The 14,961-nt window shown below is 73.5% G+C and carries 13 protein-coding genes; 10 read left to right on the plus strand and 3 right to left on the minus strand.

Annotated features, from left to right (window positions below; genetic code table 11):
* Nucleotides 1-29: 29 nt before the first annotated feature.
* Genes ACUY4T_RS09370 through ACUY4T_RS09380 form a run of 3 tightly spaced genes read left to right on the plus strand, consistent with a single transcriptional unit; the run spans nt 30 to nt 2,684 of the window.
* Nucleotides 30-1,445: a ferredoxin reductase family protein gene (locus ACUY4T_RS09370; protein ID WP_446018659.1), complete on the plus strand. Its 1,416-nt coding sequence runs from the start codon at nt 30-32 to the stop codon at nt 1,443-1,445.
* Entirely contained in the window at nt 1,442-1,915 is a 474-nt protein-coding gene (locus ACUY4T_RS09375) for an FMN-binding protein (RefSeq protein ID WP_446018660.1), read from the plus strand. Before ACUY4T_RS09370 ends, ACUY4T_RS09375 begins: the two co-directional genes overlap by 4 nt.
* A 1-nt stretch (nt 1,916) precedes the next feature.
* Nucleotides 1,917-2,684: an FAD:protein FMN transferase gene (locus ACUY4T_RS09380; protein ID WP_446018661.1), complete on the plus strand. Its 768-nt coding sequence runs from the start codon at nt 1,917-1,919 to the stop codon at nt 2,682-2,684.
* On the opposite strand, the gene ACUY4T_RS09385 is transcribed toward ACUY4T_RS09380, so the two are convergent.
* The 3 genes from ACUY4T_RS09385 to ACUY4T_RS09395 all read right to left on the minus strand — a co-directional run bounded on the left by ACUY4T_RS09385 (nt 2,620) and on the right by ACUY4T_RS09395 (nt 6,839).
* Nucleotides 2,620-5,157, minus strand: a complete 2,538-nt coding sequence (locus tag ACUY4T_RS09385) for a hypothetical protein (protein WP_446018662.1) — start codon at nt 5,155-5,157, stop codon at nt 2,620-2,622. The genes ACUY4T_RS09380 and ACUY4T_RS09385 overlap by 65 nt on opposite strands.
* Nucleotides 5,158-5,233: 76 nt before the next feature.
* On the minus strand, nt 5,234-6,103 hold the full coding sequence (locus tag ACUY4T_RS09390) for a DUF72 domain-containing protein (protein ID WP_446018663.1): 870 nt from the start codon (nt 6,101-6,103) through the stop codon (nt 5,234-5,236).
* Nucleotides 6,104-6,113: 10 nt separating this feature from the next.
* The gene (locus tag ACUY4T_RS09395; protein WP_446018664.1) at nt 6,114-6,839 is read right to left on the minus strand and encodes a VIT1/CCC1 transporter family protein; all 726 of its coding nucleotides are present in this window, start codon (nt 6,837-6,839) and stop codon (nt 6,114-6,116) included.
* Nucleotides 6,840-7,065: 226 nt separating this feature from the next.
* Here ACUY4T_RS09395 and sucC point away from each other — a divergent pair, with 226 nt between their 5' ends.
* From sucC to purH, 7 genes are all read left to right on the plus strand, one after another.
* Nucleotides 7,066-8,235 carry an ADP-forming succinate--CoA ligase subunit beta gene (sucC, locus tag ACUY4T_RS09400; protein WP_446018665.1) on the plus strand — a complete coding sequence of 390 codons (1,170 nt, stop codon included), beginning with the start codon at nt 7,066-7,068 and terminating at the stop codon, nt 8,233-8,235.
* A 12-nt stretch (nt 8,236-8,247) separates the two neighbouring features.
* Nucleotides 8,248-9,156, plus strand: a complete 909-nt coding sequence (gene sucD / locus ACUY4T_RS09405) for a succinate--CoA ligase subunit alpha (protein ID WP_446018666.1) — start codon at nt 8,248-8,250, stop codon at nt 9,154-9,156.
* Nucleotides 9,157-9,299: 143 nt separating this feature from the next.
* Complete coding sequence (locus ACUY4T_RS09410) at nt 9,300-9,806, plus strand: hypothetical protein (protein WP_446018667.1); 507 nt, start codon at nt 9,300-9,302, stop codon at nt 9,804-9,806.
* 113 nt (nt 9,807-9,919) lie between these two features.
* Entirely contained in the window at nt 9,920-11,359 is a 1,440-nt protein-coding gene (locus tag ACUY4T_RS09415) for a hypothetical protein (protein WP_446018668.1), read from the plus strand.
* A gap of 30 nt (nt 11,360-11,389) precedes the next feature.
* Nucleotides 11,390-12,658 carry a cell division protein PerM gene (locus ACUY4T_RS09420; RefSeq protein WP_446018669.1) on the plus strand — a complete coding sequence of 423 codons (1,269 nt, stop codon included), beginning with the start codon at nt 11,390-11,392 and terminating at the stop codon, nt 12,656-12,658.
* 92 nt (nt 12,659-12,750) lie between these two features.
* Nucleotides 12,751-13,344 carry a phosphoribosylglycinamide formyltransferase gene (gene purN / locus ACUY4T_RS09425; protein WP_446018670.1) on the plus strand — a complete coding sequence of 198 codons (594 nt, stop codon included), beginning with the start codon at nt 12,751-12,753 and terminating at the stop codon, nt 13,342-13,344.
* On the plus strand, nt 13,341-14,951 hold the full coding sequence (gene purH, locus ACUY4T_RS09430; RefSeq protein WP_446018671.1) for a bifunctional phosphoribosylaminoimidazolecarboxamide formyltransferase/IMP cyclohydrolase: 1,611 nt from the start codon (nt 13,341-13,343) through the stop codon (nt 14,949-14,951). The genes purN and purH overlap by 4 nt, the downstream gene beginning before the upstream one ends.
* Nucleotides 14,952-14,961: the final 10 nt, after the last annotated feature.

The following is a 14,961-nucleotide window of genomic DNA, read 5'->3' on the forward strand; positions in this document are numbered from 1 at the left end:
CCGATAGCGGACCGGCGCACGATCGCGTCATGGCATTCCTCGTCCACGACGCCCGGCACCTGCACCGGCCCAGGCCCTTCCCGCCCGGGGCGCGCGCTCGGGCCGGCCGTCGGATGTGGCGCGTCGACCTCCTCCAGGCGATGGCGGTGACCTCCGTCGCCGTCGCCATGGCGCTCTTCCTCGCGGAGGGCGGCGTCACGCGCTTCGCCGGCCTCGGGGCATCGCTCACCTCGCTCGGCATCCTCGCGGGCCTCGCGGCGACCGACCTCATCCTCGTCATGCTGCTGCTGGCCGCGCGCGTGCCGCTCATCGAGCGCGCCGTCGGGCACGACGCGGCGATGGCGCTCCACGGACGGCTCGGCAAGCCCGTGCTGTACCTGCTGGTCGCCCACGGCGTGCTCCTGCTCGCCGGGTACGCCGCCGCGGACGGGGTCGACCTGTTCGCCGAGGCGGTCGCGATCTGGAACCTGCCCGACGTGCCGTTGGCGGTCCTCGGCTTCGCGCTCCTCGTCGTCGTCGTGGTGACGTCGCTCGTGGTCGTCCGCCGCAGGCTCCGGTACGAGGTGTGGCACCTCGTGCACCTGCTCGTCTACGGCGCGGTGCTGGCCGCGCTGCCGCACCAGTTCATGCCGGGCGGGCTGTTCGGCGAGGGGACGTGGCAGCGCTGGTACTGGATGGCCGTCACGATCGCGACGCTCGCGGCCGTCGTCGCGTACCGGGTCGTCGCTCCGGTCGCGGCGAGCCTCCGATTCCGCCTCGTCGTCGAGTCGGTGGCTCCGGTGGGCGACCCGGCCGACTCTGTCGTCTCCGTCACGATGCGCGGGCGGGGGCTCGCGGCGCTGCGCGCCACCGGGGGCCAGTTCATGATCTGGAGGTTCCTGGCACCGGGGCAGTGGTGGCAGGCCCACCCGTACTCGCTGTCCGCGGCCCCGCGCGACGACCGCCTGCGCATCACCGTCCGCGCGCTCGGCGCCGGCTCGGCGGGTCTGGCCCGCATCCGCCGCGGTACCCGAGTCGCCGTCGAGGGGCCGTACGGCGTCTTCACCGAGGCCGCGCGGAGCCGGCGCCGACTCACGCTCGTCGCCGCGGGGATCGGCGTCACGCCGATCCGGTCGCTGCTCGAGTCGGCGAGCTTCCGGCCGGGTGAGGCCACGGTGGTGCTCCGCACTCGGGAACCGGCGGAGGGGTGGCTCCTCGACGAGATCGGCGAGCTGTGCCGCCGCCGCGGAGCGACCCTGATCACCGTGCCCGGTGGGCGCGGCCGAGGATGGCTCACCGAGCCCGCCGAACGACAGGGGCTCGGGCTCGCGGCCCTCGTGCCCGACGTCGCCGAGAGCGACCTGTACGTCTGCGGTCCGCGCGGCTGGTCCGAGTCGGTGCTCGCCGAAGCGCGCGCCGCAGGGCTGAAGCCCGAGCAGATCCATCACGAGAGGTTCGACTGGTGAGGGCGCGGGCGGTGGTCCTGGCCTCGGCGGCCTCCGCCGCGGCGATCCTGGGCGGATGGCAGCTCGGTGCCATCGGGTCCACGGCTCCGGCCGTGAACGATGCGACCTCGGCCGGCGCGGCGGGCTCCGGCGGTTCGGCGTCCGGCGATTCGTCCTCCGGTGCGGCATCCGCGAGCGCCTCGACCGGCGACGCCGGGGGCACCTTCACCGGGCCGTCGGTCTCGACGCGCTTCGGCGACGTCCAGGTCAGCGTGACGGTCGCGGGCGGCACGATCCAGGACGTGACCGCGCTCCGGCTCACCGACCACGACGGTCGCAGCGTCCAGATCAGCAATCGTGCCGCGCCCATCCTCCGATCCGAGGTGCTCCAGGCGCAGTCCGCCTCGGTGTCGATGGTCGGCGGGGCGACCTACACGAGTCGGGCCTACCTGGAGTCCCTGCAGGCGGCCCTCGACCAGGCAGGGTACTGAGGTGGGCGCCGCGGCGATGGCGTTCGAGGCGATGGGGACGGTCGTGAGCCTCCGCCTCGGCGCCCCGGCACGGACGGACGGCGCCGGGCCGGATGCGGCGACCGACGCCGTCCGCTCGGCGTTCACGCGCTGGGAGGCGCGGTGCAGCCTGTTCCTCCACGACTCCGAGCTCAGCCGGGTGGCCCGCGGCGAGCTCGGCCTTCCCGAGGCCGGCGACGAGGTCCGCGACGCGTACGCGATCGCGCTGCGGTGGCGCGACGCGACCGGGGGAAGCTTCACGCCGCACCGGGGCGACGGCGTCATCGACCTCGACGGCGTCGTGAAGGCGCTCGCCGCCGAGGAGGCGGGGCGCGCGCTCGACGAGGCCGGCCGCACGGGGTGGGCGATCGGCGCCGGCGGCGACGTGTTGGTCGGGGGCGGCGGCGAGCTCGCCGTGGGCATCGTCGACCCGCTCGACCGCGGGGCGATGCTCGCCCGGGTCGACCTCGACGGCGATCGCCGTCGGGCGGTGGCGACCTCGGGGAGCGCGGAGCGCGGCGATCACATCTGGACCGTCGCCGGACTCGCCGCGACGCCGTTCGCCCAGGTCAGCGTCGCCGCTCGCGACCTGCTCACCGCCGACGTGCTCGCGACCGCGATCGTGTCGGGCGGGTTCGACGCGCTCGATGCGATCGCCGCGCGATTCGACGTCGACGTGCTCGCCGTCACCCGGGAGGGCGGGCTGCTCGCGACTCCGGGGTGGCCGCGTCGGCGGACGGCTCCCGCGTGAGGTCGGCGAGGGCCCGGTGGTACGCGGGCGTGCGGTAGTACCAGCTGTGCATGTCGACCGCGCCGACGTACCCGCTGAGGTCGATCTCCTCGGCATAACGGTCGCGCCGGTTGCCGGACGAGTCGATCGAGCGCACCGGGAAGCCGAGGTAGTCGGTCAGGCGCCAGAGGTTCACCCACGTGCGCGCGGGGAACCCCTCGTCGGCCGGATCGCCCGCCGCCCCCGGTGCGCCGAGGTCGGCCGAGGCCCACGGGTCGCGGGCCCAGGGCCTCGGGCGACCGCACGGCACCGACTCGATGACCGCGGGGCCGAGCACCTCGGGGAAGAACCGGCCGAAGTACGGCCGCAACTGGATGCCGAACGTCAGCAGGTGGATCCGGTCGCGGTAGGTCTCCCAGGACGGCTCGTTGCGCAGCGCGTACAGCGCCGCCACGGCGACGACGGCCCCCATCGAGTGCGCCGAGACCACCACGGATCGCGGCCGCGGCGGCGCACCCGACCCGTCGCCCACCGGCGGCAGGTCGAGCCACCAGCGGATGCGACGGGCGACTTCGGGCACCGCTCGCTCGGTGTAGCACGGGGCGCCGAAGGGGTGCCCGGCGCGGGGGAGGAAGCACGCGAGGTCCCAGATCAGCGCGAGCGGCCGAGACGAACGGCGACCGCCGAGAACCAGCCCGGCCGAGACGGACAGCCCGATCACCACCCAGATGAGCAGCGACGCGTTGATCCACCGGGCGAACCCCGTGCTGATCGCCTGGGCGACGTCGGCCTGGAGGAGCGAGGGCAGCAGGCCCGGCGTCAGCGTCATCGCCAGGGTCGCGACGGTGCCGACGAAGAGCGCGATCGCCAGCACGCCGACGACCGGTTCGGCGAGGTGCAGGCGTGCCGCGAGCGCCCGCTTGCGCCGCACCTCGCCCTCGAGGAGCGTCGTCAGCGTGGCGCGGGGGCTGGTGTCGCCCCGCGCGAACGAGACCTTCGGCGCGCGCGCGCCGACGTCGCGGGGAAGCGCCACCATGACGCCGACGATGATCGCGCCGACGACGATCGCCGCGAGCGTCATGCCGAGGAACGGCGCGAAGAACGGACCGATGGTCATTTCCTGGGGCAGGCAGTCCTCGCCGGAGCACTCCGGATAGGGCTGGTCGAGACGGCTGGCGGCGCTCGGGCCGTTGAGCCAGTCGCCGACGAGCACGTTGACCACGGACCCGAGCACGAGTTCGATCGCGAGCCCGAGGGTGAGGAAGACCGCGGCCGCCCGCCCGTGCCAGGCGCGTCGCGCCCGGTCCGCGGCGGGAAGCGCCCAGGCGACGACGATCAGCACGAGCGCCACGATCAGCACGGTGATCAGTACGCCGTCGGATGCCTCGCCCATGAGCCGGGGCTCGAGGCGGATGTCGCCGTGGAACGCGAGCACGATCATCGGCAGGGCGTACAGGACCGCCGCGGCCCCGAGCAGCGCCACGGGGGCGCGCCGGAGCAGCTCCAGGAGCCGGTGCCGGCTCGGCGCGGTCCGCTCGAAGGGCGTCGAGTCGGTGCCGGCCACGAGCGCCGCACAGGCGAGGAGCACCGCGGTCGAGCCGACCGCGAGGAACGGCGTGATCCCCGTGGTGTCGCTCGCCCAGGCGAAGCTCGTCACCAGCGAGACCGTCGCCAGTCCCGCGGCGAGGTGCAGGACGGCGAGCCGGTTCGTCTCGGTGCGCGAGAGCCAGAACCTGGGCTCCTGGAGCAACGGGCGATCCGCACCGGCCTCATCGTCGCCGCCGATGATGCGCCGCGCGATGTTGTAGCGCAGGATCGACAGCTTCGAGACGAGGAACACGGTGACCAGTGCGACCACGGGCAGGAGGGAGAAGAGGGCGACGCGCCGCTCGTCCTTCCAGGCGGCGAAGGTGTCGCCGACCTCGCCGAGCGGGACGCACACGGTGGTGCCGCCGCGGAAGCACTGCAGGGCGAACAGGTCGATCGCGACCGACGCGAGGGCGAGCGTGAACACGAGGGTGAGCGTCAGGCACGCCGTGCGGATGACCGCGGCGCCGACGCGGATCCCGTGCCCGTCGCGCGGTGACGGGAGCTGCCAGCTCCAGATCGCGGCGTTCGCGATGCTGAACGGCAGCAGCAGCGTCCACGCCACGCGAGCCACGACGGCGATCACCACGCCGCCGAAGCCGGACTGCGGAGGCGCCGTCCGCACCATCCCGCCCCACGAGTAGGTCTCGCGGTGGATCCCGTCGGGGACCCGCCCGCGGGGAACCTCGTCCGGCGCGACGACGCCGCGCGAGGATTCGCCCTGCACCCGGTCGACCCGGCCCCGCTCGACGGCGTCGTCGGTCGGATGCCAGAAGCTCCCGAGGTCGTCGCCGAAAGCGAGTTCGACGTCGTCCTCGGGGAGATCGAGCATCTCGTGCGGCGGCGTGTTGTTGACCCCGTGGATGCGGAGCTCGAGCACGGGTTCCGAGTGCGCTGTCGACATCATGCGAAACGCCTCCCTGCGGCGTGCGGGCGTCAGCCTCCGATGCGCCACATGGTAGACCCGCGGGCGGCGTCGGGCGTCAGGGACGCCCCGGAACCTCCGGCATCGACTGCGGCCGCGGCAGGCGCCCGATCAGCGCGATCGCGTCGAACGGGGCTCGCACCTTGACGTCGTTGTCGAAGTAGACGTACGCGTCGCGACCGGCGTCGAGGTGGGCGCGGACCCAGGCCGCCCATCGGTCGAGCGCCTCGTCGTCGTATCCCGACGCGTAGAGCTCCTGCTCGCCGTGCAACCGTGCATAGGCGAAGTCGGCGGTGGTCCGGTCGAGTCGTGGATACCGGCCCGCGGTGTCGGCCGTGACGGATGCCGCGCCGTGCCGCCTGAGCACCGCGGCCCAGGAGTCCTCCGCCTCCTCGAACGAGGGGTGCCGCACCTCCACGGCGTGGCGGACGTGCGTGGTGCCACCGACGCCCGGGCCGTCCGGCGAGAACGACGCCCGGCCCGTCATCCGGTCGTCGTGGCGCGACGCGAGGACCGCGGCATCCGCTCGGGTGCGGGGGAGCAGGGCGAGGAAGGCGTCGAGGAGGTCGGCGTCGTAGGCGAGCGTCGGCGGCAGCTGCCAGAGCACGGGCCCGAGCTGGTCGCCGAGGTCGAGCAGCCCCGAGGCGAAGAAGTTCGCCAACGCGGTCTCGACGTCGACGAGGCGCTTGACGTGCGTGACGAAGCGTGGTCCCTTGACGGCGAAACAGAAGCCCGCGGGCACCTGGCCGCGCCACCGCTGCCAGCTCCCTGGCCGCTGCAGGGAGTAGAACGAGCCGTTGAGCTCGATCGACGTCAGGCGCTCGGCGGCGTACGCGAGCTCGTCGGCCTGTCGCAGGCCCACCGGGTAGAAGACGCCGCGCCACGGCCGGTAGCGCCAGCCCGAGATGCCGATCCGCGCGTCGGCCATGGCCCGGCCCTCACGCCACCGCGCCGCCGAGCAGGGCGCCGATGACCCACGTGACCGCGAGGGCGAGCGCCCCGCCGATCACCACTCGCGACACCGCACGCAGTCGCGGGGCGCCGCCGATCCACGCGGAGAGCCACCCGGTCAGGGTGAGCGCGACGAGCACCGCGGCGAACGTCGTGATCACCCGCCACTCGGGCGGCGGCAGGAGGATCGCGATCATCGGCAGCACCGCGCCGGCGAGGAACGCGGCCGCCGACGCCCAGGCCGCGTGCCACGGGTTGACGACGTCGGCCTCGGCGATGTGGAGCTCCGCCTCGAGGTGGGCGGCGAGCGCGTCGTGGGCGGTGAGCTCCTCGGCGACGCGCTCGGCCGTCTCCGGCGACAGTCCCTTGCCCCGATAGATCTCGGCGAGTTCGGCGAGCTCCTGCTCGGGCATCGTCGCGAGCTCGTCGCGCTCCTTGGCGATGAGGGCGTGCTCGGTGTCGCGCTGGCTCGAGACGGAGACGTACTCGCCGAGGCCCATCGAGATGGCGCCGGCTGCGACGGATGCCACGCCCGCGACGAGGATCGCCCCGAGGTCGGTGGTCGCGGCGGCGACGCCGACGACGAGCGCGGCCACCGAGACGATGCCGTCGTTCGCGCCGAGGACGGCGGCGCGGAGCCAGTTGAGCTTCTCGTGCACCTTGCCGTCATGCGGATCGATGCGATGCTGCGGTTCGGATGCGGGCTCCGTCATGGAGGGCAGTCTCGCAGCGGGACGGAGCGCGCGCCAGTGGCCGGAAGTCCCGTGACCCGCCTCGGGCGGGCGCCCGGGCGCTCCCGGTTCGGGCCCGCGACGGCGGAGGGGTAGCATGGTCGCGGCCCGTTATCTCGATATCGAGGTATCTCGACGTCGAGAGGTCATCCGGGCCCACTCACCCACCATCCCTACGCGCGAACCGCGGAACGATTGGAAGCAGAGCGTGGATCTTTACGAGTACCAGGCCAGAGACCTCTTCGAGAAGTACGGGGTGCCGGTGCTCCCGGGCATCGTCGCAGACACCCCCGAAGAGGTGCGTGCGGCGGCCGAGAAGCTGGGCGGCGTGGTCGTCGTCAAGGCGCAGGTGAAGACCGGCGGCCGCGGCAAGGCCGGCGGCGTCAAGGTCGCGAAGAACGCCGACGAGGCGGAGGAGGCCGCGAAGGCGATCCTCGGCCTCGACATCAAGGGGCACGTCGTCAAGCGCGTCATGGTCGCCGCGGGCGCGAAGATCGCCCAGGAGTTCTACTTCTCGGTGCTCCTCGACCGCGCGAACCGCTCCTACCTCTCGCTCACGAGCGTCGAGGGCGGCATGGAGATCGAGCAGCTCGCCGTCGAGAAGCCCGAGGCGCTGGCGCGCATCGAGGTGGACCCGAACGAGGGCATCACCGCCGAGAAGGGGCGCGAGATCGCGACCGCGGCGAACTTCCCGGCCGAGCTCGTCGACAAGGTCGCCGACGTCTTCGTGAAGCTCTACGAGGTCTACACGGGCGAGGACGCGACGCTCGTCGAGGTCAACCCGCTCATCCTCGACGAGGACGGGAACGTCATCGCCCTCGACGGCAAGGTCACGCTCGACGAGAACGCCGAGTTCCGCCACGCGGGTCACGCACTGCTCGAGGACAAGGCCGCCGCCGACCCGCTGGAGGCCAAGGCCAAGCAGCTCGACCTCAACTACGTGAAGCTCGACGGCGAGGTCGGCATCATCGGCAACGGCGCGGGCCTGGTCATGTCGACCCTCGACGTCGTCGCCTACGCCGGCGAGGCGCACGGCGACGTGAAGCCCGCCAACTTCCTCGACATCGGCGGCGGCGCGTCGGCCGAGGTCATGGCCAACGGCCTGTCGATCATCCTCGGCGACCCGCAGGTGCGCTCGGTGTTCGTCAACGTCTTCGGCGGCATCACCGCGTGCGACCAGGTCGCCAAGGGCATCGTGGGCGCGCTCGCCGAGCTCGGCTCGGCTGCCGACAAGCCGCTCGTCGTGCGCCTCGACGGCAACAACGTCGCCGAGGGCCGTCGCATCCTCGAGGAGGCGGCGCACCCGCTCGTCACCCTCGCCGAGAACATGGACCAGGGCGCCGACAAGGCCGCCGAGCTCGCGAACGCCGCGAAGTAAGGATTCGGGAAAATGACGATCTTCCTCAACAAGGACTCCAAGGTCATCGTCCAGGGCATCACCGGCGGCGAGGGCACCAAGCACACCGCGCGCATGCTCGCCGCGGGCACCCAGGTCGTCGGCGGCGTGAACGCGCGCAAGGCCGGTACGACCGTCCTGCACACCGACGCCGAGGGCAACCCGGTCGAACTGCCCGTGTTCGGCACGGTCGCCGAGGCCATGGAGGCGACCGGCGCCGACGTGTCGATCGCGTTCGTGCCGCCGGCCTACACCAAGGACGCCGTCGTCGAGGCCATCGACGCCGAGATCCCGCTCCTCGTCATCATCACCGAGGGCGTGCCCGTGCAGGACTCGGCCGAGTTCTGGGCCCACGCCAAGGAGAAGGGCGAGAAGACCCGGATCATCGGCCCGAACTGCCCCGGCATCATCAGCCCCGGAGAGTCGCTCGTCGGCATCACCCCGGCGAACATCACCGGCAAGGGCCCGATCGGCCTGGTCTCGAAGTCGGGCACGCTCACGTACCAGATGATGTACGAGCTGCGCGACCTCGGCTTCTCGACCGCGATCGGCATCGGCGGCGACCCGATCATCGGCACGACGCACATCGACGCGCTCGCCGCGTTCGAGGCCGACCCCGAGACCAAGGCCATCGTCATGATCGGCGAGATCGGCGGCGACGCCGAGGAGCGTGCGGCCGACTTCATCAAGGCCAACGTCACCAAGCCGGTCGTGGGCTACGTCGCCGGCTTCACGGCGCCCGAGGGCAAGACGATGGGCCACGCCGGCGCCATCGTCTCCGGTTCGGCCGGCACCGCCCAGGCGAAGAAGGAGGCGCTCGAGGCCGCGGGCGTGAAGGTCGGCAAGACCCCGTCCGAGACCGCCCGCCTGCTGCGCGAGGTGTACGAGGGCCTCGGCGCCTAGCAGCCCCGGGTGCGCCCGGGCCGTCCGAGCCCCGGCGCCCTTCCGCACGACGGCCCCGTCGGCATCGCCGGCGGGGCCGTCGGCGTCCCCGCCGGCGATCCGACCGGGCCGCTCCCGGCTCGACGCGTGGCAGCATGGACCGCATGAGCGAGCGGCGCGACGCGGTCCACATCCTCCGGGCGAGCTTCGTGACCGAGGAGTCGGTGTACGGCGTCATCCTCGTCTCGGGCATGATCGTCGTCGCCGGCGCGCACGGCGACAGCTCGTGGTCGGTGTTCTGGACCGTCCTGATCACGGTCCTCGTGTTCTGGGCCGCGCACGTGTACGCCGGGACCGTCGCCCACCACGGCATGGACGAGCAGCGGGTGGTGGGTCTCGGGGAGGCGTTCCGCATCTCGGTGCGACGCTCGTTCGGCCTGCTCGTCGCCGCGCTGATCCCGTCGATCATCCTGCTGATCGGGGCGACCCGAGCGGTCCCCGACCAGGTGGCGCTGTGGGCGGCGCTGTGGGCCGGCGTCATCGTGCTGGCCGTCCTCGGGTTCATCGCGTTCCGCCGCCGCGGCGCGAGTCCGGTCATGCAGGTGGTCGGCGCCCTCGCGACCGCCGGCTTCGGGCTCGCGATGATGCTGCTGAAGGCGTTCGTCCACTGACCGGGGCGCTCCGGCGGCGGCGCGGCGGATCCGACGCGCCGGGGGACCATCGTCCCCTTCGGGCCCGCGGCTCGCGGTAGCGTGCGTCGAGGGAGATCGCGAAGGAGCGGGCGATGACCGACGTGACGGGTGACGACGGGCTCAAGGCGCGCATCGCCGAGCTCGAGGCCGAGAACGCGCGACTCCGCGCGACGACCGGGGAGTCGGTCGCGGCCGGCGCGCCGGCGCCGCCGAGGCGATCCCGGCGCCGTGGGCGCACCATCGGTGCCGTCGCCCTCGTGCTGGTCGGCCTGCTGCTCGCGCCGATCGCGGTGGTGAGCGCCTGGGCCCGGCTGCAGCTCGTCGACCCCGAGCGCTTCGTCGCGACGTTCGCCCCGATCGGCGAGGACCCGGCGGTGCAGGCCTTCATCGGCGACCAGGTCACCGACGCGATCGAGGAGCAGGTCGACATCCCGCAGCTCACGTCCGACGTGTTCGACGGCATCCGCTCGCTCGACCTGCCCCCGCGGGCCGACGACGCCCTCGGCCTGCTGGAGGGCCCGGCAGCGGAGGGGCTCAGCTCGCTCCTGGCCCAGACCGTCGACCGGGTCGTCTCGTCGGACGCGTTCGAGCAGGTCTTCGCCACCGCCCTCCGGGCCAGCCATCGCCAGTTCATCGCCGCCCTTCAGGGCGATCCCGACGCCGCGCTCGCGATCGGCGACGACGGCAGCCTGTCGATCCAGCTCGGGCCGATCATCGAGGAGGTCAAGGCGCGGCTCGCCGAACGCGGGGTCGGGTTCGCCGCGGCGATCCCGGTGATCGAACGCAGCGTGGTCGTCGCGAAGGTCGACTCGCTCGTCCTGCTCCAGACCGTGTACGCGCTCGCGGTCGCCGTGGGCACCTGGCTGCCCGTGCTGGTGCTCGTGCTGCTCGCGGCGGGCGTGCTCGTCGCCAAGCGACGCAGCGCCGCCCTCGTCTGGGCGGCGGGCGGACTCGCGCTCACCATGCTGCTCACGCTCGCGGGGTTCGGCACGGGCCGGCTCTTCTTCGTCGCCACCGTCAGTCCCTCGATCATGCCCTCCGGCGCCGCCGAGGCGATCTACGGCGGGCTCACCGAGCTCATGATCTCGACCATCGCCGCGCTGACGGTGCTGGCCGTCGCGGTCGCGCTCATCGCCTGGCTCTCCGGGCCATGGCGTCCCGCACGCGCCGTGCGCGGGTTCGCCGACGACGGATTCGGCGCCGTCCGGCGCTCGGCCGGCGCGCACGGCGTGACGACCGGCCGGTTCGGCGAGGCGCTGCACCGGTACCGCGTGGTCGCGTACGTCGCCATCGCCGCGGTCGCGTCGCTCGTGCTGCTCTTCAACCGGCCGATCGAGGTGTCGACCGTGGTGTGGACGGTGGTGCTCGCGCTCGTCGCGGTCGCCCTCGTCGAGCTGCTCCGGCGACCCGAGGGCGAGGCGGTGCCGCAGGCGGTCGCCGCGCGGGGCGTCGACGACTCGGCCGCCCCGCCCGCGACGGGACCGGATGCGGGGGTGGCGGCTCGCCCCGACTCCGCACGTCCTCCGGGCTGATCCCGCTGCGGCGCAATAGGGTCGAGTGCGATGAGACGCACCACGATCGCCCTGCTCGCCGCCCTCGAGGCGACCGTCTCCACGCTCATCGGACTCGGCGCGGCGCTCGTCCCGCTCATGCTCCTGTGGGCGATCGCCTTCGACCTCGCCGCCCCGATCGACGCGGTGTTCCGCGCGGCATCCGACGTCTGGCTGCTCGGCCACGGGGTCGACGTGGTCATGCGGCTCGACGCGGCGACCGCGGCGGGCATCGGCCTCGACGGCGCCGCCGACCCCTTCACCGTCTCGATCGCCCTGCTCGGCTTCGCCGTGCTGACCTTCGCGTTCGGCATGCGCATCGGGCGCCGCGCCACGGAGGGCGGCGATCCCGCCGTCGGCGTCGCGGCGGCCGCCCTCACGGTCGGCGGCCTCGGCGGAGCGCTCGGCGCGTTCGCCGCGTCGCCCGCGGCGATGCCGTCGTGGTGGCAGTCGATCCTGATGCCCGCGCTGGTGATGGCCGCGGGGACGCTCGTGGGCGTCGTGCGCGCGTTCGCACGCGCGGGATGGACGACGGATCTCGCGACCAGCGCCGTCCGCGAACGGGTGCTGCGGCTGCCGGCCGCGGCGCTCGACGGGACCCGGTCGGCCGTCCGGGCGGGACTCGGCGCCGCCTTCGGGGTGATCGCGGTCGCGGCCGTGCTCGTGGTGGTGCGTATCGTGCTCGACCACGCGACGATCGTCGGCCTCTACCAGGCGCTGGGCGCCGGGATCGACGGCGACGCGACCATCACGATGGTGCAGCTCGCGCTCGTGCCGAACGCGGTCGTGTGGGCGGCGTCGTGGCTGCTCGGGCCGGGCTTCGCGCTGGGCGCGGGCACGTCCGTGTCGCCGAGCGTGACGCTCATCGGCCCCGTGCCGGGCCTGCCGCTGCTCGGCGCGCTGCCGCCGGAGGGCGCTCCGCTCGGCGTCCTCTGGCTCGCGCTGCCGGTGCTGCTCGGCTTCGCGGGCGCCATCGCCGTCGCGCGATCCGTCCCGGTGCACGAGGACGCCCCCTGGTGGGCGACCCTGGCGTCCGGCCTCGGCGCCGGCGCGACGGCCGGGCTGCTGCTCGGCGTGTTCGCGGCCTGGTCCGGCGGTGCCGCCGGTCCGGGACGGCTCGCCGAGGTCGGACCGGACGCCCTCCTCGTCGGGGCCGCGGCGGCGGCGAGCGTCGGCGTGGGCGCGGTGGCGGGGATGTTCGCCGCGCGCGCCAGGGCGCTGGCCGCGATCGAGGATGCCCCGCGCGAACCCTTCGACGAGGAGTCGTTCCCGGTCGGATAGGCCCGGCGGCGGCAGCAGCCGCGAACGACCTGCGCAGCCGAGCGCGAGATGCCGTGTCATCCGCTCGCTCGCGCGCCCGGTACCCTCATAGGGTGCTGAAGCTCGTCGTGCTGATCTCGGGCACGGGTTCGAACCTCCGCGCCCTGCTCGAGGCGTCGGAGGACGCCGAGTTCCCCGCGCGCGTGGTGGCCATCGGCGCCGACCGCGACTGCGAGGGATTGGCGCTCGGCGAGGAGTTCGGGATCCCGGCGTTCACGGTGCCGTTCACCGCGTACGACTCCCGCGACGACTGGGGCGACGCGCTGATCGAGCAGGTCCGGCGCTGGGAGCCCGACCTCGTCATCCTCTCGGGGCTCATGCGGCTCGTGCCGCCCGCCGTCGTCGACGCGTTCAGCCCGAACCTCGTCAACACGCACCCCGCGTACCTGCCCGAGTTCCCGGGTGCCCACGGCGTCCGCGACGCGCTCGCCGCCGGCGTCGCCGAGACGGGTGCCAGCCTCATCGTCGTCGACGACTCGGTCGACGGCGGGCCGGTCATCGCGCAGGAGCGGGTGCCCGTGCTGCCCGGCGACACCGAGGCCACGCTGCACGACCGCATCAAGCCCGTCGAGCGCCGCCTGCTCATCCAGGCCGTGCTCGACATCGCCAACGCCAAGATCGACCTGAAGGAGATCGCCGCACGATGAGCGGAGCACGCATCGACCCGAGCCTCTACCGCGAACGCGATGTCGTGCCCGTGCGCCGGGCCCTCGTCGCGGTGAGCGACAAGACCGGGCTCGTCGAGCTCGCGACCGCACTGGTGGAGGCGGGCGTCGAGATCGTCTCGACGGGCGGCACCTCCAACGCGATCGCGGCGGCGGGCCTGCCAGTGACGCAGGTCGCCGACGTCACGGGCTACCCCGAGCACCTCGACGGTCGGGTGCGCACGCTGCACCCGGGCGTCCACTCGGGCCTGCTCGCCGACCTGCGCCTCGACCACCACGAGCGCGAGCTGGCCGAACTGGCGATCAGGCCGTTCGAGCTCGTCGTCGTCAACCTCTACCCGTTCGTCGAGACCGTCGCCTCGGGCGCCGAGCCCGACGCGGTGGTCGAGCAGATCGACATCGGCGGACCCGCGATGGTGCGCGCCTCGGCGAAGAACCACGCGAACGTGGCCGTCGTCGTCTCGCCCGATCGGTACGACGAGGTCGTCTCGGCCGTCCGTGCAGGGGGCACGACCCTCGCGCAGCGCCGCGACCTCGCGCGCGAGGCGTTCCGCCACACCGCGACCTACGACATCGCGGTCGCCTCCTGGATCGGCGGCGCCGTCGCCCCCGACCAGCCCGGCGAGGAGTCGCCGTTCCCCGCGTGGGTGGGTGCGGCGTGGACGAAGGACGCCGACCTCCGCTATGGCGAGAACTCGCACCAGCGGGCGGCGCGCTACTCCGCCGTCGGCGGTCGCCCGGGCATCGCGCAGGCCCGCCAGCTGCACGGCAAGGAGATGTCGTACAACAACTACGTCGACGCGGATGCCGCGGTGCGGGCGGCCTACGACTTCGACGCGCCGGCCGTGGCGATCATCAAGCACGCCAACCCGTGCGGCATCGCCGTCGCGGCACCCGGTGCGGCCGACCCGATCGCCGACGCGCACCGCCGCGCGCACGAGTGCGACCCGGTGTCGGCGTTCGGCGGCGTGATCGCCGCGAACCGCACGGTCACGCGCGAGATGGCCGAGACGGTCTCCGGCATCTTCACCGAGGTGCTCGTGGCGCCCGGCTTCGAGCCCGAGGCGGTCGAGGTCCTCACGCAGAAGAAGAACCTCCGCCTGCTCGAGCTGCCGGAGGGCTTCACGCCGCCCGTCACCGAGATCCGGCAGGTCTCCGGCGGGCTCCTGCTGCAGGAGGCCGACCGCTCGTTCGCGCCCGCCGCCGAGTGGACGCTCGCCGCGGGCGAGCCGGCCGACGAGGCGACCCTCGCCGACCTCGAGTTCGCGTGGCGCGCGTGCCGTGCCGTGAAGTCGAACGCGATCCTGCTCGCCTCGGGCGGCGCCTCGGTCGGCGTCGGAATGGGGCAGGTGAACCGGGTCGACTCGTGCAGGCTCGCCGTGGAGCGCGCGGGCGATCGTGCGGCCGGCTCGGTCGCGGCATCGGACGCGTTCTTCCCCTTCGCCGACGGGCTGCAGATCCTGCTCGACGCCGGCGTGACGGCCGTCGTGCAGCCCGGCGGGTCGGTCCGGGACGAGGAGGTCGTCGCCGCCGCGAGGGCCGCCGGCGTGACGATGTACTTCACGGGTGAGCGGCACTTCTTCCACTGACGTCACGGGC

This window comes from Agromyces arachidis (genome assembly GCF_052805135.1).